The 20,890-nt window shown below is 45.2% G+C and carries 17 protein-coding genes and 2 pseudogenes; 15 read left to right on the top strand and 4 right to left on the bottom strand.

Annotation, left to right across the window (positions count from 1 at the left end; translation table 11 throughout):
* Positions 1-47 precede the first annotated feature (47 nt).
* The 4 genes and pseudogenes from FJD32_RS13295 to FJD32_RS13280 all read left to right on the top strand — a co-directional run.
* Positions 48-275 carry a DUF3389 domain-containing protein gene (locus FJD32_RS13295; protein ID WP_037425292.1) on the top strand — a complete coding sequence of 76 codons (228 nt, stop codon included), beginning with the start codon at positions 48-50 and terminating at the stop codon, positions 273-275.
* 75 nt (positions 276-350) lie between these two features.
* Positions 351-1,016, top strand: a complete 666-nt coding sequence (locus FJD32_RS13290) for an alpha/beta hydrolase-fold protein (protein ID WP_088585717.1) — start codon at positions 351-353, stop codon at positions 1,014-1,016.
* Positions 1,017-1,379: 363 nt separating this feature from the next.
* Positions 1,380-3,089 carry a bifunctional UDP-sugar hydrolase/5'-nucleotidase UshA gene (ushA, locus tag FJD32_RS13285; protein WP_088585716.1) on the top strand — a complete coding sequence of 570 codons (1,710 nt, stop codon included), beginning with the start codon at positions 1,380-1,382 and terminating at the stop codon, positions 3,087-3,089.
* A gap of 426 nt (positions 3,090-3,515) precedes the next feature.
* Positions 3,516-4,760, top strand: a pseudogene (locus FJD32_RS13280) (TonB-dependent receptor plug domain-containing protein); the annotation flags it as partial.
* Between the two features lie 11 nt (positions 4,761-4,771).
* Here the strand turns inward: FJD32_RS13280 and FJD32_RS13275 are convergent.
* On the bottom strand, positions 4,772-5,671 hold the full coding sequence (locus FJD32_RS13275; protein WP_088585327.1) for an IS982 family transposase: 900 nt from the start codon (positions 5,669-5,671) through the stop codon (positions 4,772-4,774).
* Positions 5,672-5,768: 97 nt separating this feature from the next.
* On the opposite strand from FJD32_RS13275, the pseudogene FJD32_RS13270 reads away from it, so the two are divergent.
* A pseudogene (locus FJD32_RS13270) lies at positions 5,769-7,190 on the top strand (TonB-dependent receptor); the annotation flags it as partial.
* A 98-nt stretch (positions 7,191-7,288) separates the two neighbouring features.
* Here the strand turns inward: FJD32_RS13270 and FJD32_RS13265 are convergent.
* The 3 genes from FJD32_RS13265 to FJD32_RS13255 form a co-directional block, all read right to left on the bottom strand.
* The gene (locus FJD32_RS13265) at positions 7,289-8,899 is read right to left on the bottom strand and encodes an IS1634-like element ISSpu7 family transposase (protein WP_011787758.1); all 1,611 of its coding nucleotides are present in this window, start codon (positions 8,897-8,899) and stop codon (positions 7,289-7,291) included.
* Between the two features lie 132 nt (positions 8,900-9,031).
* Entirely contained in the window at positions 9,032-9,391 is a 360-nt protein-coding gene (locus FJD32_RS13260) for a TraR/DksA C4-type zinc finger protein (protein ID WP_037417804.1), read from the bottom strand.
* Between the two features lie 141 nt (positions 9,392-9,532).
* The gene (locus FJD32_RS13255; protein WP_088585714.1) at positions 9,533-10,480 is read right to left on the bottom strand and encodes a tRNA-dihydrouridine synthase; all 948 of its coding nucleotides are present in this window, start codon (positions 10,478-10,480) and stop codon (positions 9,533-9,535) included.
* A 266-nt stretch (positions 10,481-10,746) separates the two neighbouring features.
* Between FJD32_RS13255 and FJD32_RS13250 the strand changes: the two genes are divergently transcribed.
* From FJD32_RS13250 to htpG, 10 genes are all read left to right on the top strand, one after another.
* On the top strand, positions 10,747-11,175 hold the full coding sequence (locus FJD32_RS13250; RefSeq protein ID WP_037417772.1) for a hypothetical protein: 429 nt from the start codon (positions 10,747-10,749) through the stop codon (positions 11,173-11,175).
* A 91-nt stretch (positions 11,176-11,266) separates the two neighbouring features.
* Complete coding sequence (locus FJD32_RS13245; RefSeq protein ID WP_047540409.1) at positions 11,267-12,106, top strand: DUF692 domain-containing protein; 840 nt, start codon at positions 11,267-11,269, stop codon at positions 12,104-12,106.
* A complete protein-coding gene (locus FJD32_RS13240) occupies positions 12,106-12,846 on the top strand; it encodes a putative DNA-binding domain-containing protein (RefSeq protein ID WP_037417766.1) in 741 nt (246 codons plus the stop codon). Before FJD32_RS13245 ends, FJD32_RS13240 begins: the two co-directional genes overlap by 1 nt.
* A 157-nt stretch (positions 12,847-13,003) precedes the next feature.
* Positions 13,004-13,126 (top strand): hypothetical protein, encoded by a 123-nt coding sequence (locus FJD32_RS25255; RefSeq protein WP_011072094.1) that lies wholly within the window; start codon positions 13,004-13,006, stop codon positions 13,124-13,126.
* Positions 13,127-13,226: 100 nt separating this feature from the next.
* A complete protein-coding gene (locus FJD32_RS13235) occupies positions 13,227-13,595 on the top strand; it encodes a YbaN family protein (RefSeq protein ID WP_037417764.1) in 369 nt (122 codons plus the stop codon).
* A gap of 180 nt (positions 13,596-13,775) precedes the next feature.
* Positions 13,776-14,327, top strand: a complete 552-nt coding sequence (gene apt / locus FJD32_RS13230) for an adenine phosphoribosyltransferase (RefSeq protein ID WP_023265726.1) — start codon at positions 13,776-13,778, stop codon at positions 14,325-14,327.
* A 129-nt stretch (positions 14,328-14,456) separates the two neighbouring features.
* Complete coding sequence (gene dnaX, locus FJD32_RS13225; protein WP_088585713.1) at positions 14,457-17,510, top strand: DNA polymerase III subunit gamma/tau; 3,054 nt, start codon at positions 14,457-14,459, stop codon at positions 17,508-17,510.
* 169 nt (positions 17,511-17,679) lie between these two features.
* Positions 17,680-18,009 (top strand): YbaB/EbfC family nucleoid-associated protein, encoded by a 330-nt coding sequence (locus tag FJD32_RS13220; RefSeq protein ID WP_007648738.1) that lies wholly within the window; start codon positions 17,680-17,682, stop codon positions 18,007-18,009.
* A gap of 12 nt (positions 18,010-18,021) precedes the next feature.
* Positions 18,022-18,621, top strand: coding sequence for a recombination mediator RecR (recR, locus tag FJD32_RS13215; RefSeq protein ID WP_055647120.1), 600 nt, complete (start codon positions 18,022-18,024; stop codon positions 18,619-18,621).
* A 279-nt stretch (positions 18,622-18,900) separates the two neighbouring features.
* Positions 18,901-20,814: a molecular chaperone HtpG gene (gene htpG, locus FJD32_RS13210; protein WP_088585712.1), complete on the top strand. Its 1,914-nt coding sequence runs from the start codon at positions 18,901-18,903 to the stop codon at positions 20,812-20,814.
* Positions 20,815-20,890 lie beyond the last annotated feature (76 nt).

Genomic DNA, 20,890 nt, shown 5'->3' with positions numbered 1-20,890 from the left:
TATCATGACGCGTGTTCACAATGTCTTATAGCTACAACAGGACAACTATGGTACTGGATTTTTCGCAGGGTAAGCTGATAGCAACAGAGTTTGAAGTACAGATCAGATTAAGCGTGGCCAATGTTGTGCTTCAAGCGAGTGCCGAAGATATTAGCCTTAGGCTTGACCCTCCAATGATCATCGCCAATGGTGGCGGCGTGCGTTGGAGCATGAAATTAGATAACGCGGAACAGCTCGATGCGTTACAAGCACTCCTCGGGATTGATTATTTGTAAGCACACTTGATTATCGCCAAATGTGCTTGACGTTTAACCTTAGTTTTCAATTTGATTTAGAAAGGATTTATCAGTATGACGCTCGAACGTATTGTGATTGAACCCCAAGTTGAGGCGACCGCAGTTGTGGTCTGGCTTCATGGGTTAGGCGATTCTGGTGCTGGTTTTGCCCCCGTTGTACCTGCGCTAGGGTTGCCAGCGGATCACAGTATTCGCTTTATTTTTCCCCATGCACCTGAGCAGGCGGTCACCATCAATGGTGGTTATATTATGCGTGCTTGGTGTGACATTAAAAGTATGGACTTGCATGATAGAGCGGATATGCAGGGCGTGATGGCATCAGAATTAAGCGTTCAGGCGCTGATTGATGAGCAGATCGCCGCAGGTATTCCAAGTGAGCGCATTGTGCTGGCGGGATTTAGCCAAGGCGGGGTGATGAGTCTGTTTACCGGATTACGCTATCCTCAAAAACTTGCCGGTATTATGGCGTTATCCTGCTATTTGCCAACGGGTGATGTATTGCCAAGCCAACTAAGTGTGGCCAATGCTGACACGCCGATTTTGCAGCAGCATGGCGAGCAGGATGATGTCGTTCCGTTATCGGCCGGATTGTTGGCAAAAGAGGCGTTAATTGCCGGTGGATATCCGGTGCAATGGCAAACCTATCCGATGCCACATTCAGTTATTCCAGTGCAATTAAAAGCGATTAGTGCTTGGTTACAACAGCGTTTTGAAATGTAGTTAAATCTAAATGCTTATAAAATCATCATGCGGTAAACAATTTTTTGCCGCTTGATGTTTTTTATAAAGAACAATGCGGCTGTCTGCGAAACTTCTGTAAGCTACTTAAATTAAAGCGTTTAAATTTACAATTATATTTTTAATTGTCATTAAATTCGAAAAGTGAAAATAAGTCGATTAGCTTATTTTTTATTTGAAACAAAACTGTATTAAAACTCGCCAAAAATCCCACATTAAAGTCACGTTTATTAATAAAAATGACACAATTCATCTTTATTCTTTGATATTATGCGTGACGCGAGAGTTGATGGTACTCGCACAATCTATCTATGATAAAATAATTAAAATCAAGGGGTTGATGTAATGACAAATAAGCTTATTAAAGGATTAATTGCCACTGCCGTGCTTGCTGCGTTAGCAGGTTGTAATAGTGATGATGACAAAGTTCCAACAACTTGCGCCGAAGCGGGTGCTGCCTGTAAAACATTTACGGTATTACATACAAACGATAACCATGGCCGTTTTTGGGAAAACAAAGATGGTGAATATGGTTTAGCTGCTCAGAAAACTTTGGTTGATCAAATTCGTGCTGAAGTCAGCAAGAAAGGTGGTCAAACATTGTTGCTTTCTGGTGGTGATATTAACACTGGTGTGCCTGAATCCGATTTACAAGATGCGATTCCTGACTTTACTGGTATGAACAAAATTGGTTACGACGCAATGGCGGTCGGTAACCATGAGTTTGATAATCCATTATCCATTGTGGACATGCAACGTAGTCTTGCTGAATTCCCTATGTTAGCGGCTAACATTTATAAGACTGATGGTACTCGCTATTTCGATGCCTATAAAATATTTGATGTTAATGGTGTCAAAATAGCTGTTATCGGTCTAACCACTGAAGATACTGCTAAGATCGGTAACCCTGAATATATTAGTGAATTAGAGTTCAGAGATCCAAAGACTGAAATTGCCAAAGTCATCAAAGAAATCAAAGATGCTAAGTCGGCAGACATCATTTTTGCTGTGACGCATATGGGGCACTACGCCGATGGCCAAAATGGTAGCAATGCCCCTGGTGATGTGGCGTTAGCCCGTTCACTTAAGGAAGGCGAACTTCAAGTGGTGATTGGTGGTCATTCACAAAACCCCGTCTGTATGGAGCCAGGTAATAAGGCCTATGCAGCATTCCAACCGGGTGATGCCTGCGCGCCAGATCAACAAAATGGCACTTGGATCATGCAAGCCCACGAATGGGGTAAGTATGTCGGTCGTGCGGACTTTGAATACTTTAACGGTGAACTTCACTTAGCCAGCTATAAATTAGTGCCAGTGAACTTAGTTAAAGAAGTCACTGATGAAGCGGGTAACAAGAAAAAAGTACTCGTTGGGGAAAAGATTGAGCCTGATACAGAGTTAAAAGAGCTGCTTTCTTACTATCAAGAGAAAGGTCAAGCTAAGTTAGACGAAGTGATTGCGACTACCGATGCGCTGCTTGATGGTGAACGTGCAAACGTACGTAACAAACAAACCAACTTAGGCCGTATGTTAGCCATGGCACAAAGTGCTAAAGTGTCTGCTGATTTTGGCGTGATGAACTCTGGTGGTGTGCGCGCTTCTATTAAAGCGGGTAACATTACTTACCGTGATGTACTCACCGTTCAACCTTTCGGCAACATGGTAACCTTAAACGAAATGACTGGTGCGGCTGCTGCTGATTATTTAGGGGCTGTGGGTAGTTTACAAATTGGTTCTGGTGGTTATGCGCAAATTACTGGCGTGAAGATGACCATTGACTGCGTGGCTAAAAAAGCGACAGTTCATGAAATCAATGGTAAAGAGTTCAGCGCTACAGCAAACTACAAATTCACTGTACCTAGCTTTAACGCTACAGGTGGTGACGGTTATCCTAAACTGGCGAGCCCAATCCAGACAGGTTATGTAGACGCCGATTTACTTTATTCCTTCCTGAAAGAGAAACAATCCATTGTTGCAGCTGATTATAATCCAGTAGGTGACATTGTGTATGAAAACTCTGAAAGTGTAGAAGGTTGTAAGATTACTGCTAAGTAATCTACAGCGGTTAATAAAATGCCACTCAATTTGAGTGGCATTTTTATTTTGCTCGTTTATTTTTCCATCCGTTAGATACAGCCTAAAATCACCATAAAATAAAGCGATACATTTTGCTAACTATGTATATTAAATTGAGTAGATTGATATCTCGTAACGCTAGGTGTTCAATTGATTCTATTTGTATCAGTTTATCAATAATCACTTAAATTTGCTTAAAGACCTTTAACGCTATGTTTGGGTTGAATTTTGTACGTTTTAAACTCAAAATTTATTTGCTGTGTATGTATCAATTTGTTTTTTTGTTGTTATTTGTTGTTGTCGATATTCGTTTTGCTTAACAGTATTGATACGTCAAGGGAACTTGAAAATTAACTAAAATAACAACAAGACGGGTTTATTCATTTAAGCCTCAAGGAGAGATATATGCATCATCTAACGTTAGCAGCTAGAGCTGTGCGCGCTAGTCTAATCACTATGGGTTCTGCTAGTGTTTTATTATCTGGAATAACGATTGCGGCAGAAGAAAATACCAAAGTTGAACGTATTGAAGTCACTGGATCACGTATTAAACAGGTGGATATGGAAACCGTTTCTCCTGTCACTGTGATTAATGCAGCTGATATTGCCATGACGGGCGAAAAAACCGTTGCTGATGTTTTGAATAACTCGGCAATCAATAGTTTTGGTTCATGGCGGGGCGTTTCTGGTTATGGTTCAGGCGCAAGCTCAACAAGCAGCGTTAATCTTCGCGGGCTAGGCTCGTCTGCAACCTTGGTGTTGCTCGATGGCCGCCGTATGCCTGGTACGAGCTCAAGCTCCGGCTCTGTTGCTGACACATCCTCAATTCCAATGGCGATAGTGGAGCGTATTGAGATCCTACGTGATGGCGCCTCTGCCGTTTATGGTTCAGATGCCGTTGCGGGTGTGATCAACATTATTACCAAAAAAGAATTTGATGGTCTGCAATTAGATTACAGTACAGAGCAGCCTAGTGTCGAAGGCGGTGATGCTAACCGTTTATCCATTGCGACAGGTTATAATACGGATAAAGGCAATATTACCTTAACCTATGAATATTATGATACCAAAGCCGTCATGGATCGTGATATTTGGAATATGGACGATCCGAGTTACGCAACCTACAGTGGTTTTAGTTCTGTGCCAAATGGTAAATATGGCACAGGTAATGGCAGTTGGTATAGCAATTCAGATATTTGTGACCAAACTGAAAATACCGTCGATACAACCGATGGAAATAATAAGGGCCGCTGTTTATATGATTCAGGTAGAGTGACTAAATTATTTGGTGATCAGACCCGTAATTCCTTTTTATCCAATTTTACCTATGAAATTACCGACGGTATTCAATTTCGCGGTCGTGCATCTGCCTCGTTAGCTGAAACTGAAACGCGTTACGCAGGAACACCTGTGTCAACAAATTATCCAGTAATGAGTGCTGATAATAAATTCAATCCCGTTGGGGAAGATATGACACTTTATATGCGCTCTGCCCAAATTGGCGAGCGTGATACCTTAACTGAGACCAATAATGTCGATATTCTCGGTGGTTTTATTGGTACGCTGGATTTAGGCAATGGCATTGATTGGGAATTAAATGCACAGCATTCCCGCTCAACCACGAATTCATTTAATTACAATTTAATTAACCTCAGATCTGGTTAAGCCAGCACTAAATTAGAGCTATCTAACAGTTCAAGCTCCTGAGCTGTTAGATTTAACGATGGCTTTTCTTCTTTTAAACAATATGCAATCAATCCACCAAGTAGATTGAGCATGAACCCATGCTCGCTGCGGTGTCTTGAGTGTTCAATATAGGAAATGTTCTTCAATTGGTCATTCACTGTTTCAATGATGAATCGCTTTTTTAAGATTGCTCTATCCCATAGAGAAATAAACTTTTTCTTCATGTTCTTACGAACTGTGGTGATTAACTCAACGCCCTTTTCCAAAAGCTCACCTGTTAGGGCTTGGCTAATATAGCCTTTATCACCATAAAGCTTACCAAAAAGAGACTCAGCCATTTCACTGACAGGTTGCCTGTCATCGACATTACCTTTCGTCAGTTTTAACGCTACAATTTCACCCAAGTGATTGATAATAAGATGCAGTTTAAATCCAAACGACCAGCCCATAGTTCCCTTTCCATGTTCGGCAATGCCTTCAAAAACCTTATTTCGCTTCGCTCGAATAATATGACAGACTTCAATTTTAGTGGAGTCGACAAACTGAATTCCCGTTGGCTTTCCAAGCTTTGAAGTCAGATAGCTACACATAGGGACAACGACGCTAGGCATTAATGCAAGGAAACGAGTGTAGCTCAACAACTCTGGAAAATAGGGTTTTAGCTGGCGACAAACATAGTGCAGATAATAATTTTTGAAATCTCGGTAATGTGATTGATGGAAATGAATGATAATGGTCATCACTTCTGCGGGAGAAAGGCGACAAGGTCTATTACGCTTCATTTCACCATTATCAAGCAATAAGCGTTGCCAATGTGGGATAAATAACTGACAGAAATCATCGACATCACAGTAAGTTTCAACTAGTTTGTTCATGCTCGTTCCTTTTTCTAATCACTCTTGGTCGAATGATCGGATCAGGGAACGAGCATTTAGTTCCTTTTGGGAGCTAAATTCTTATCCGAAGCTCAGGTTAATTAATGATGAGATAGTTCAGCAAGGAATAGATTCTGAACAGTACGATATTTTTAATACCACGGGCATGAGTTATGAGCAGTGGAACCAGCAGATGACTGAGCTGTATCGTAAGGCGGCTCATACGGGCGTGTATCAAGGTAAGTTTGAAAGCACTCAAATTGATGGACTGGCTTCAACGCTGCTTGTTGATAATGGCGATGTCTCTGTTGCTATGGTCGGTGGGCTTGAATATGAAATGATTAAGTTTAAGCAAACCAGTGATCCAGAGTCTGCTTCGGGCATTATCTCAGGTGGCTCGGGTGGCGATGATGTGGATGCAACCCGTGATCGAAGTGCAGCTTATTTAGAATTCCAAGTTGGCTTACCCGCGAATGTTGAGTTATCGGCCGCCGTTCGGTACGAGCGCTATGAACAGGAAGGATCGCTCACTGGTGCCCAAGGGCAAGTAGTTAATTCATCAACCTTTGATGCCGTAGTGCCTAAATTTGGTATTAGTTGGCGCCCCGTGGATAGTTTGTTACTGCGTGCCAGTTACGGTGACTCCTTCCGAGCACCCAATATGGGTGAAATGTTCTCTTCACAATCTTTAAGTTTTGAAAAAGCCGTCGATTCGCTTTGGTGTAATGAGCCAGGTAATGTGGATGCGGTTTATTGTGCGACCAGTAATCAACACAAAACTTGGTATGGTGGTAATCCCGACCTTGAGGCTGAGGAGGGTAACTCATTGACGTTAGGTGGCGTGTGGAATGCTACTGATAATTGGAATATCGAATTATCCTACTTTTCGATTGCCTACGAGAATAAAATTGAGTCGATAAGTGTGAACGACATACTGCGTGATGAAATTAAAAATGGTTCATCACCTTATGTTCACCGTGGTTCCGATGGCAAGATTGAATATATTGAAGCGGGTGTGCGCAACTTAGCGACGGTTGAAACGTCAGGTATTGATTTTGTCACAGCTTATAACCTAGAAACGGGGATCGGTGATTTCAACTTCAGACTCGATTTAACCCATGTTTTGGATTTTAAAAAGCAAGATAATGCCGAATCAGAAATGATTGATTATGCCGGGCTTACTGATTCGCCTGATTGGCGTGGTAATTTTGCAACCAGCTGGAAATATGACGATTTTTCTGCGGCCTGGACCGTAGTGTATATTGGTCGTCAATCGGCTGATTACTACAATCAGTTAGAAGAAACCGATGTTTACGTCGATTATTCAAACTACTTTAAACACAACATCCAGTTTGCCTATAACCATGCTTACAATGGTTCAATCACGGTTGGGGTGAATAATGTGTTTGATGCCGATGCACCAAACTTTTATACCTATGCTGATTACCGTGATGTAAACGTTGGACTGTATGATGTGTTGGGCCGTACTTACTATTTGAGAATTAACCAGAAGTTTTAAGTTATCCTTCTCCCTGGATAACTCAAACCTCCGCTTGCGGAGGTTTTTTTGCTTGTGGAATATAGAGACGCTGCTTAATCCGACATTCCGCAGCTAATTTAGGAATAAACTACCTCATAGAATCTACCGAGTAATTTGAGTAGTTGTGTTTGGTGATCTTGAAGTCCAGTGATGAACCTTTGGCCGTTAATCTCTAGCGTATCTATGCCTTCGAATTGCAAGAAGACCCAACGTGCCGTCGGTCTGGAGGTCGTCTTGTTCTTTACCATACTTGGGAAGAACGCTTCGGTTTGTGCGAGTTGTTCTCTGATTTTGTGTTCTAAACTAGCGTAAACAAGCAAGCTCAACGTCATTATCATTAGCAACGCTTCAATGCGCTCAGGCTTTTTCAAGAAGATGGAAGAGGTTAAAAACTCAGGGCTTTTTAGAAAACGGAAGCCGCGCTCGACTTTTTGTTGCGATTTGTAATGTGCTAGAAGAGCCGCCATGGTGAGTGCTTCATTGTCGGTGTCATTCGTCGCGAGGATAAACATGCCTACTTTGAGCTTAGCCAGTTTTACTTTTTCTAGGTCGGTGAAGGGGGCGGCTTCGATAAAGTATTGGTATCCTGTCGGTGCTTCATCTGTCTTTGGGCGGCCCGAATGAGAGTAAGTCGGCTGTTTGATGAGAGTGCCTTGTTCAAACCCAAGTAAGTCACATTGTTTCTTGAAATCGTTAAACGCTAATTCTGCGTCAACTTCACAAGCGAATGGTTTTTTACTTAGCTTTTCCAACGCTTTGATTTCTTTTGCTATGTTTTTCTCTAAGTTCTTGAAGAAAGTGATTTCTTCCCGCTTGGTGGCCTGTTCACTGTGAACGAGCAACCAACGTTGATTGACCTTTCCGTAATCCGAGTCTATCCAACATCCTGAGTAGCCATGACCGATAGTGCTTAATTGCTCTGGCTCTAGCGCAAGTAGTGCTTGTTTTGCGAGCTTGATGGTCATGGGGACACGGGTAATGAATTTTTGATTTTGCTCATCTAGCGAGGAGATGCTTTCTTCGGTGTACAAAGCGGCATCAGCGATAAAGTAACGACTATTTTGCGCGGCTTTTAGGCAATGTATGTGTCTTTTAGTGACTTCAGCGAATGCCTTGGCATCATTGGTGTTACCACTCAGTGCTTGCATGTAAACAGGAATACCTGCTTGGTTTTCACAGATGAGTTCAAGCACGACTTGGTTAAGCTCTGGCCTATGATCCCGACTATAACCTCTTACAAGCTTAATCACGTTGGTGTTTTCATCTTGTGCATACTCACCATCAACGTGGAAGCTAGTGATATCAAGATGAACAGAATCGGTCGTCAAGCCCAGTTTATCAACAACACGCTCAGCAATAACCTGATAGAGCGCTGAGACATCGGCTTCGTATAGAGCATCTAATGTGCGGCCTAGTACATCATCAGTCAGGTGGTGTGCTTCAATGTCTTTGGCGAGTAGCTTAGATACAGGCTTGGTCTTAAAAAAGTCCGAGAACATGTGCAGTGTTCTGCTATGAAAGCCAAGTCCATTTAGGAGCATGGCCAATACCGCGTCACCATGAGAAACATTGTGGTCAGAATATTTTGGGATAACGGCATCTATCATCCGTGGCAGGCCAATTTCGTGACAAAAGGCGGCAATGAGACCAAGGTGATCTAAGCGTTTAATAACAGGATGGGTAGACATATTTTGAGACCGTCAAATAGCAGTAATAGATCAAAACTGTCGATCGCGGTCAAGATGGTGTCGTAGTTTTTATGAAAAGCTGATCGCCAGATCACACTATTTAAATTCTGGAATTAGCTGCGGAATGACGGCTTAATGACTCAGGCGCAGTTCATGACGATGCTCATGCTGGTAATGCTCAGCGCAGCAACTGCAACGTTGTTCGGTAGGATCTTGCATTAAACGTTCAGCTTCGATTTCAGTTTCGCAATCGGAACAAAGGCCATAAAGACCTAAGTCAAGTTGGCAGAATGCGGCATCGAGGCGGTTTAAACGACAAAATAGCGGGTGATCGGCAAGGTGGCTCTGTGCCAGTCGGTCGATGAGTTCCCCTAGGCTGAGGTTGGCACAATGCGTCCCAAGTATTTCAATAAACTGAGGGAGCGCGCCGATTTCCTTCCTTAGATTAGCTTCAAGCTCTGACAATTCTTGTCTGATATGGGTGGTGCTCACGTAAAATCGCCTGTTTTATCTGACTCTGGGCATTCAGTCTAATAGTTCCACTACCAACGACTATGATAAAGATCAAGTATCTGTACGATTTTTAGGGGTAACGTGGTGGTTAACATAAAAAACCACCACTTTTGTATGGGGTTACTGGCTTAGATGTTGTTGCGCTTGTTCTAGCACACGCACAATGTCTTCAGTAGTTTTATAGATCCTAAGTTCCCGAAATAGGGTATCTGCCTCGGGATATTGGCGATTGAGATAACTAAACCACTGCTTAATGCGCGCTGGATAATAATCACTCTTACGGCCACTAAGCTCCCTTTGGGTATAACTGAGCATTAATTGTAACGTGTCAGCCCAACTGTAGGGCGTTGCACCGGTTTTTATGGTGTCTGCAAGATTGGGGAGCGAGATCGCGCCGCGGCCAATCATGATACTGTCGCACCCCGTTACTTCCATACAACGTTTAGCGTCCTCACTATTCCAAATCTCACCGTTGGCAATTACTGGTATTGGCAAACGTTTGCGCACTTCAGTGATGTATTCCCAATAAGCGGGCGGTTTGTAACCATCAACCTTACTGCGGGCATGGATAGCAAGCTCTGTTGCGCCCGCTTCATAAACGGCCAGCGCATTTTCCATAAACAGGGATTTGTCTTCGTAGCCTAAACGGATCTTGGCTGTCACCGGATGCTCAGCGGGCACTGCTTGGCGCATGGCGCGCACAATATCGTGAATCGTATTAGGGTATTGCAGCAACACCGCGCCGCCATTACTGCGATTGACCATCTTGGCAGGACAGCCAAAGTTTGCATCTACGCCGTGGGAGCCAAGCTCAATTGCGCGCATGGCGTTTTCGGCCATGCAATGAGGTTCTTGGCCTAAAAGCTGTACGCGGACTGGGGTACCCGATGGCGTATAGCCACCGCTCAGTAGCTCTGGACAGAGTTTAAGAAAGACCTTTTCAGGTAATAGTTGGTCAACGACGCGCACAAATTCGGTGACAAGCAAATCGTAAGGGTTAATCGACGACAAAATATCTCGCATTAAGTCATCAACCACGCCTTCCATCGGAGCCAAAATTACCCGCACTGCTACAAACCCATATAGAGGAACAAAGGGCGTGCATTCTATCCTATTGGCTTGCTGTTACAAAGTGCGCAGAGAGGCTTGGCAACAATGACAACTATTTATGGCTATTTAATTGGCTAAATTCAGCTTCCTATCAGCATATTTTGATAATTTCTGTGATTTGGTGATATTTTTTGAAATGAAACTAAAGCGGTGCAGGTCTTTTGCAGTAAGCCAACGATAACCCTATTGTTGGTCACCATTAATCAATAAAAGGAAGCAAGAATATGAAATCAGTTAAGCAAACCGCGGTTGCAGTGGCATTAGGTACAGTGGTGGTTGGTTCAGCGTTTACTGTTAACGCGCAAACAAATTTATTTGGTTTTGAAACCATGGAATCAGGATATCAACTCGTTGGTTCTGAAGGTAAGTGTGGTGAGGGTAAATGCGGTGCAGATATGAAAAAAGCGGCTGCAGAAAAAGCTAAAGAAGGTAAATGCGGTGAAGCAAAATGTGGCGCCGATATGAAAAAAGCGGCTGCAGACAAAGCTCACGAAGGTAAGTGTGGTGAAGCAAAATGTGGCGCCGATATGAAAAAAGCAGCAGACAAAGCTCATGAAGGCAAATGTGGTGAGGGTAAATGCGGTGCTGATATGAAGAAAGCCGCTGAAAAAGTTGACGCTAAAACTGAAGCCGTAAAAAAGGAAGTCAAATAAGTTCAGTTGTACTTAGTGAGGTACTGCCCTAGCACATGGCCAGCCTATGCTGGCCTTTGTTTAGCAGCATCCAATTAAAGGGGTTAAAGCAATGCAAGATCGTGGATTAGTTGGATTAGGGTTACGGCGTGAAATGCTCAGTGAGTTTTGCCAATCGCTGCCGAGTGCTATCGATTTTTTAGAGGTTGCCCCTGAAAACTGGATGACGCTAGGTGGAAAATACGGTAAACAATTTAGACAATTAACTGAACAACATACCTTTTTTTGCCATGGTCTGTCGCTCTCAATCGGTAGCCCTGAGCCGTTGGATCTTGAGTTTGTTCGCCGTATTAAAGCTTTTATGGACTTACATCAAATTGATGTCTATTCAGAGCATTTGAGTTACTGCTCAGGAGCTGGCCATTTATACGATCTGATGCCTATTCCTTTTACCGAGGCCGCCGTTAAGCATGTCGCTCGGCGAGTTAAGCAAGTCGAAGATATTTTAGAACGACCGCTTATTTTGGAAAATGTCTCCTTTTATGCGGCGCCCAGTGCGCAGATGACTGAGCTGGCGTTTTTGACGGCAGTGCTGGAAGAAGCCGACTGCAAACTCCTGTTAGATGTGAATAATATTTATGTTAATTCGATAAATCATCAATATGATGCGGCGGCATTTTTAAAGGCGATGCCAACTGAGCGGATTGCCTACTTGCATATCGCAGGACATTTTAAAGAATCAGAAGAATTATTGATTGATACCCACGGCAGCGATATCAACGCCCCTGTATGGGCGCTCCTAGATAGTTGCTATGCCATGCATGGCGTATTACCCACCTTGCTCGAGCGTGACTTTAATCTGCCGGCAACAGCGCATTTATTGGATGAAATTAATCAAATTCATACTTACCAAGCCCAGGCCAAAAAAAATCTAGCGAAGAGGATTGCCTAATGGATTTTAAGCAAGTACAGCAATCCTTTATCGATTATATTCGTGATCCTAACAATTCCGTGCCGATCGGTGTACCTATTGAGCGGATGCAGGTTTACCGAGAGCTATTTTTTAATAATGTGATGGGTTTTGTTTCTAATGCCTTCCCCGTACTCAAAAGCTTATACACTGATGCGCAGTGGCAAACCTTAGTGCAGGCTTTTTTTAGTCGACATGATTGTAAATCACCGATTTTTATCGATATTGCTGGAGAGTTTTTACAGTTCCTGCAGTTTCAATATTCTCCAATAAACATTGATCCGCCCTTTATGCTGGAACTTGCGCACTATGAATGGCTTGAACTACGGGTGGCAACTGCGCAGCAAGATAGCCGCCAAGTCCTGATTGGTAAAGAGGGAATTACGCATCAAAATCTATGTTTAGCCGCAACGGCAACCGTGGCGCAATACCAGTACCCAGTGCAGCAAATACGGCAAGATTATCGCCCAGAAGCTCCTCTGCCGCAGCCAGTGTTTTTTTGCCTGTATCAGGATGAGGCAGGTGAGGTAGGCTTTTTGCAATTAACGCCTTTAAGCGCGCAAGTACTGGGTTATTTAACCGAAAAGGGGCAGAGCACCTTTAATGAATTGATTCAATGGTTGGTGTCGACTTATCCGCAAATGCTTACAGAGACCTTAACTCAAGGTTGTTTACAGTTACTCGAACAACTAACCGCTAAAGGTATCGTTCGCGGAACATAGAAAGATATGGTGCTTAAGTACGCAAAATAATTGCAATAACCATACAGAAAAAGGGTTTTTGTTGGTGTGGCAAACCGCTACAATGACGCCCGTTTTGTGATCTTAATCACTGTATGATTCCCGCGCACTTATCTACGCACACATTTGAGGAGCTGTAATGAGCAGTCAGCCATTTAAAGACCCATTTAACGTTATGTATTTTATTGGTTTTATTTTAGTCTTACTGTTGCCGACACTACCAGCAAGCCTGACTTGGTTAAAGCAATTAGGCTTAATTTAAGCAGGTTTTAATCTCAAATTGAGTATACTACTGGCCACTCTGAGAGTGGCTTTTGTTTTTGAGGTTCGAGGCATTTACACACTATGATTATTTACACGCTATGATATTGAAACGTGGTTTGTTTTTATTGATAGGCTGCCTTGCGCTGGGCCTTGGACTGCTAGGTATTATCGTGCCACTGTTACCGACGGTGCCGTTTATTTTACTCGCCGCTTTTTGCTTCGCCCGTTCAAGCACTCGCTTACATCAGTGGTTAATGACACATCCTTGGTTTGCCGATGCGCTCACCCAGTGGCAAGAGCACCGAGCCATGCGCCCAGGCCTTAAACGCAGGGCTATGCTACTCTCTGGCCTCAGTTTTAGTGTCAGTATTCTTGTTGTGCCAATCGTATGGGTAAAATTGTTGCTGTTAACCATGGCAATCGGGCTTCTCTGGTATCTGAAAACGATTCCTGAAATCGAATCCTAAGCACATTTGATCTAAGGCACAAATTGATAACCAATTCGTCACTTGAATACGCTGCTAGTTGCAACTCAAACCAAAGCGGCATAAGCTTTGTGCGAATTATTAAAGCTCGTCCACACTCGCTGTGGACGTTTTGTTTTTACTGCCAGCAATAAGCGTGGCGAAACGATTAAGTTAAATTAAATGGCTATGAATACAGAAACCTTATCCTTGATAAAGCAAAGCATTAAAACCATTCCTAATTATCCTAAGGAAGGGATTCTATTTCGCGATGTAACCAGTCTGCTGGAAAATGCTGCAGCCTATAAAGCGACTATTGATTTATTAGTTGAGCATTACCGCAACAAAGGCTTTACCAAGATTGTGGGTACCGAAGCCCGTGGTTTTCTGTTTGGTGCACCTTTGGCGTTGGAATTAGGTATTGGTTTTGTGCCAGTTCGTAAGCCAGGTAAACTGCCACGCGCGACGATTAGCCAAAGCTATGAGCTGGAATATGGCCACGATAGCCTTGAAATCCATACCGATGCGATTACCGCTAACGACAAAGTGCTAGTGGTTGACGACTTGCTGGCCACGGGCGGTACTATCGAAGCCACGGTAAAACTTATCCGCCAACTCGGTGGTGAAGTGCAAGATGCCGCCTTTGTGATTTCGTTACCTGATTTAGGTGGTGAGGCTCGTTTAACTGCCTTAGGTCTTGAGTTGGTTAAACTTTGTGAGTTTGAAGGCGAATAATTCTTCAGCCAAAGGCGCCTAGGGATAGTTTAATGGCATGTCGTTAATTGACATGTTATCTTGCAACTATCTCGGGGCGCGATCCCCTTTTTTGTACCAACATTCTTGTCATGCACATTGGGGAGTTCCATGTCATATCAGGTGTTAGCCAGAAAATGGCGCCCTGCCACATTCGAACAGATGGTCGGCCAAAGTCATGTGTTGCACGCATTAACCAATGCGTTAACCCAGCAACGTTTACACCATGCGTATCTTTTTACTGGCACGCGCGGAGTGGGCAAGACCAGTTTGGCGCGTCTCTTTGCCAAAGGTCTTAACTGTGAGAAGGGCGTAACGGCTTCCCCCTGTGGTGTGTGTGGCAGCTGTGTTGAAATTGCCCAAGGCCGTTTTGTTGACTTAATTGAAGTCGATGCCGCCTCGCGCACTAAAGTCGATGACACTCGTGAACTCTTAGATAATGTGCAATATCGTCCGACCCGAGGCCGTTTTAAGGTTTATCTGATCGACGAAGTACACATGCTCTCACGCAGTAGTTTTAATGCGCTGCTAAAAACCCTTGAAGAACCGCCAGAGCATGTGAAGTTTTTGCTGGCGACCACCGATCCGCAAAAGCTGCCGGTGACTGTGTTATCCCGCTGTTTGCAATTTAATTTAAAGAGTTTAACCCAGCAGGAAATTGGCACTCAGCTACAGCATATTTTAACCCAAGAGCAATTGCCCTTTGAGCACGAAGCCCTAACTCTGCTCGCCAAAGCGGCCAATGGCAGCATGCGTGATGCTTTAAGCTTGACCGATCAGGCCATCGCCTTCGGTGGCGGCACGGTAATGCTCAACCAAGTGCAATCTATGCTGGGCAGCATCGATGAGCAGCATGTGCTGGGCTTACTTAAAGCCTTAACCGATGCCAATATTGGCGTATTGATGCAAAGCTGCGCCCAGGTGCTCGCCTATGGCGCGGACGCCCAAGAAGTGCTGCGTAGTTTACTGGAATTACTGCATCAGATTACCCTGACACAATTTGCGCCAGCCGCCGCGCAGCAATCCCTTTATAGTGCTCAAATTCAGGCCTTTGCCGAGCAGTTAGCGCCTGAACAAGTGCAGCTGTATTACCAAATTTTACTGACTGGCCGTAAAGACTTACCCCATGCGCCGGATCCTAAATCGGGCCTCGAAATGGCGCTGCTGCGAGCGGTGGCATTTGTTCCCGAAAAGCCAGTAAAACGTTGGCAAGTCGAAGACACAGCTAAGGTAAGTTTGCCTTCTCAGCAGCCAATGTCTGCGACGCCCACATCAAATATGCCCGCGGTAGAACAGACGGTTAATCAGGCTGTGGCTGAAAAAAAAACTTCGCTAACTTCCGCCGTTGATTCCCTAGCTTTGCCACAAGTTGCAGCAACGTCTGCGCTTGCTACGGCTTCACTCGTCGAAGCATCGCAACAAGCTTTATCCGATGAGGATGCGGTTGATGAAGCGTTAGCACTCAATGCCGCATTGATTGCCGAGCAGCAAGTGATTTTAAGTCAAGCCCAAAGTCAGGGCTTTGGCGCAAATGTGGATGTTGTATCGAATACTGAGACAGAAGTAAGTGCTGTTTCTATGCCTGCATCAAATACTGATGCTGAACATCATCAAGCCGCGGTTGTTGATACCGCTAGTGTTAACCTTAAGCCTTACGCCAACCAGTTAACAGAACCTACAGTGGCATTATCTAATGAAAATGATGTCGAGGAAGAGACTCAAACGAGTGTTAACGAAAGTGTAGATAAGTTAACGCCTGATGCTTATTCAGCTGAGTCTTACGGGCAATACGATTATGCCGCCGCGCCGCTGGATGCTTATCAAGATGATTATGCGCAATTTATATCTGAGGAGCAGGGCGCATTCTCTGATATAGAAGATAATTCGTTTAATCGCGACAGTGCTCAGTCTATTGATCATAGTCATGTTGTGCATGAGTCCGCTGTTCATGGACATGCCGCTCAAGCGTCTGCGACACCAGCGCAAAAGTCGCAGTCTATTGCCGAAAGCTCTGCTTCAACAAGCCCTCTGGCTTCAACAACTCCTCCGGCTTCAACTACAGTATCCCTCGATGATGACGATATTTTATCGGCGGTATTAGCGGCGCGCGACTCCTTACTATCCGATCTCGATGCGCTCAGCACCAAGGATGGTGATGGAAAAAAGCTGGCAGCGGAAGTTAAGGTTAACCCCCCGAGTCAGAATGGCCATACTGCGCCAGTCTCTCACGCGCCAACACATAAAACGCCTTCAGTTGATGCATCTATTGAGCGGCAAGTTGTCAGTAACGAGTCCGATAACGACTTTGAGCTGCCCTTTGACGACGATTTCGAGGCCGAGATCCATCTTGAGTCACTATCCAATGTCACGCCGACTCCGCAGTTTGATCCAAACGATCGCCCGCCATGGGAAGAGGCACCCGTCGTTGCAACGGATGAGGCAAGCCCATTGGCTGCTAGCTCACACCTACAAAGTGGTGTGAGCGCGCCGCAAAAATCAGTTGGTGCGGCAGTATCTGGGCATGCTTCGGCTCAAACCTCGACAATCGATACCGAAGTGGAAGAGATTAAGACTGATCTGCAACGCACTGAAGCAAATACCGTGCTGCAACCGTCTCAGACACAGGAATTATCACAGACGCAGCAACGGACCCAACAGTCACCGCCAAGCGAGACGGTTTCATCGGCGTCATTCACCGCATTAGCACTGGCGCAATCGATTACCGGTCATCCGCTCGATTTGCATTGGTACAAGCTCATGGCGAGCCTCGATATTGGCGGTCGTGTGCGTCAGTTAGCGGTCAATTCGATTTGTCAGCAGCAGGCTAACCCCTTGCCATTACTGCTAAAACCCGATCAGAAACACTTGGCGGCGCAGGTGGCCATTGAGCAGCTCGAGCAAGCCTTAACCGCAGCCCTTGGGAACCCAAGGCAGGTTGAGGTGGTCATAGGAACCGATCCTACGCGGGAGACGCCCTTAGAGATGCGCAAACGTTTTCACCAAGAGTTACTGCAACAGGCGCAGCAGTCGCTAATAATGGATGACAATGTGCAATGGCTGATTAACCGCTTTGGGGCTGAGCTTGAGAAGGATAGCTTGCTCTATCCGCCTGAACTGTTAAATCAGCGCAGCGGGCTTATTCCTGCGTTACCTGAGCCCGAGTAATATTTCCTCTATGTATATGCTGCGTGGAATGGCAGAGTTTGTTAAAAACGCGCTATCAAGATCATAAGTTTAGCGATGGGATCGCGGCATTGATTGCCAATCCCATTTATTTCAGTAAGATTAGCCAGCTTAAAAGCTTGCGACTAACCCTAATAGAAGAGAAATGACTATGTTTGGAAAAGGCGGTATGGGCAATCTGATGAAACAAGCCCAGATGATGCAAGAAAAAATGGCAAAAATGCAGGAAGAAATTGCCCGCATGGAAATGGTCGGTGAGTCAGGTGCAGGTCTGGTTAAAGTGACCATGACAGGCGCACACACAGTGCGTAAAGTCGAAATCGACCCAAGCTTGATGGAAGACGACAAAGAAATGTTGGAAGATTTGATCGCGGCAGCCTGTAACGATGCAGCACGTCGCATCGAAGAGAATCAAAAAGCTAAAATGGCCGAAGTGACTGGCGGTATGCAATTACCACCAGGCATGAAAATGCCATTTTAATTGAGATAGACAATGAAATTTAGTCCACTGCTAGACGAGTTAATTCAGTCCCTACGTTGTTTACCAGGGGTTGGGCCTAAATCGGCGCAACGTATGGCGTTTCAATTACTTGAGCGAGACAGGAAAGCTGGGCTTAAATTAGCCTCTGCCCTGTCGAGTGCCATGAGTGATATCGGTCATTGTCAGTCTTGCCGAACCTACACTGAAGAAACGTTATGTCCGATTTGTGCTAGCCATAAGCGCGGCTCGTCTTCGACAATTTGTGTGGTCGAAACGCCAGCCGATGTGTTAGCCATTGAAGCAGGTGGACATTTTACGGGTCGCTACTTTGTATTGCTGGGCCATTTATCCCCCCTCGATGGCGTGGGGCCTGAAGAGTTAGGCTTGGCGCTATTAGAGCGTCACTTAGCCTCTGGCGATGTTGCTGAGCTGATTTTAGCGACCAATCCAACGGTTGAAGGTGAGGCCACAGCCCACTTTATCGCCGATATGGCAAGGCGCCACAAGGTGCTGATCAGCCGCATCGCCCACGGTGTGCCCGTGGGTGGTGAGCTGGAATATGTCGACAGCACCACCTTAGCGCTGTCCTTCAATGGGCGTATCCCGCTGTAGCCTGTGATGGCCTAAAGAATAAACCCGCTGGCCCTGTGCTCGCGGGTTTTTATTTTATAGCTGTATTTGTTTAGCGAACACGCCCTAGCGTGTCTAGGTCTAACATTCCTTTCTTAATTCTGACATAGGGATAGCGTAATTTCGGTTTGATACTGCCTTATTTTTCGCCATTTGATCTGTGATTTTATCTCCCCCCTTGAAAAGTGGATTTGCAGCCCCATTTTATAAAGCACTGAGCGTTTGCTTTAACCAAATTGCGTAACAAATAAGGAAAATTTCATGTCACAACAAGAAACTCATGGTTTTCAAACTGAAGTCAAACAGCTGTTGCATTTGATGATCCATTCTTTGTATTCCAACAAAGAAATTTTCTTGCGTGAACTGGTCTCTAACGCTGCGGATGCGGCCGATAAGCTGCGTTACCTTGCGTTAACCAACGACGCGTTATACGAAGGTGACGGTGAGCTACGTGTGCGTATCAGCGCAGACAAAGAAAAAGGCACTGTGACCATCGAAGACAACGGCGTGGGTATGACCCGCGATGGCGTGATTGAGCATTTAGGCACGATCGCCAAATCGGGCACCGCTGAATTCTTTAAAAACCTCTCTGGCGAAGCCTCAAAGGATTCGCAGCTAATCGGTCAATTCGGTGTGGGCTTCTATTCCGCCTTTATCGTAGCGAAAAAAGTCACCGTTCGTACCCGCGCGGCAGGTCATAAGGCCGATGAAGCCGTATTGTGGGAATCCGAAGGTGAGGGTAGCTTCACCGTTGAAACTATCACCAAGGCGAGCCGTGGTACTGAGATCACCCTGCACCTGCGTGATGAAGAGAAAGAGTTTGCCGATGAGTGGCGCCTACGTTCCATCATCACTAAATACTCAGACCATATTTCAATCCCAGTAGAAATGTGGCAGGAAGGCACCCCTGAGCGCGATGGCCCAGACGGTGAAAAAATTCCTGCAACCGAAGGCTATTGGAAGGTCATGAACAAGGCGACTGCGCTGTGGATGCGTAATAAGTCTGAGGTCACTGACGAAGAATACCAAGAATTTTATAAGCATATTTCCCACGACTACACAGACGCTCTGCTGTGGAGTCATAACCGCGTTGAAGGTAAACAGGAATACACTAACCTGTTGTATATCCCTTCAAAAGCGCCGTGGGATCTGTGGAACCGCGACCGTAAGCATGGCCTGAAACTCTTTGTTCAGCGCGTGTTTATTATGGATGACGCTGAGCAGTTTATGCCATCTTACCTGCGCTTTGTGCAGGGTTTGATTGACTCAAACGATCTGCCGCTAAACGTGTCTCGCGAGATTTTGCAGGACAACCACATCACCAAAGCGATGCGCGCCGGTATCACTAAGCGTGTGCTGGGTATGTTGGAAAAACTGGCAAAAGACGATGCGGAAAAATACCAAAAATTCTGGGCCGAATTTGGTCAAGTGTTGAAAGAAGGTCCAGCGGAAGACTTTGCAAACCGTGAGCGTATTGCAGGCTTACTGCGTTTTGCGTCGACCCATACGGGTAGCGCGGCACCGACTGTGTCACTCGATGACTACATTAGCCGCATGAAGGAAGGCCAAACCAAGATTTATTACATCGTTGCCGATAGCCACGAAGCCGCTGCCAACAGCCCACACTTAGAACTGCTGCGTAAGAAAGGCATCGAAGTGTTGCTGATGTCAGAACGTATCGACGAGTGGTTAATCAACCACTTAACTGAGTACAAAGAAAAACAATTGCACTCAGTCACCCGTGGCGAGCTGGAATTAGGTGAGCTGGAAGATGCGGCCGAGAAGGAAGCGCAGGAGAAACTCGCTGAAGAGTCTGCACCACTGATTGAACGCATTAAAGCGGCATTAGGCGCTAGCGTGGCCGATGTGAAAGTCACTTCACGCTTAACCGATACCCCAGCCTGTGTGGTCACGGGTGAAGGTGAAATGTCGACGCAAATGATCAAACTGATGCAGGCTGCCGGCCAGCCAGTGCCAGAGGTCAAGCCGACGTTTGAGATCAACCCTGCGCACCCATTAGTGTCGCGCCTTAATGATCTTCAAGATGAAGCCGCCTTCGCCGATTGGTCGAATCTGTTATTGCAACAGGCGCAATTGTCGGAGAAGGGCAGCCTAGCAGACCCATCGGCCTTTATTAAGCTGATGAACCAAATGTTATTGGCAAGTCTGAAGTAACACATTCGGGGCACTTGGGTCGAGACACAAGTGCCCCGATTCACTTTTAGGCACCAAGAGTCGCATTACCCTAGGG

The organism is Shewanella sp. LC6, assembly GCF_006385735.2.
Classification (GTDB): Bacteria; Pseudomonadota; Gammaproteobacteria; order Enterobacterales; family Shewanellaceae; genus Shewanella; species Shewanella xiamenensis.
Note: the sequence above shows the minus strand (reverse complement) of the source record. Positions and strands in the feature narration are given on the sequence as shown.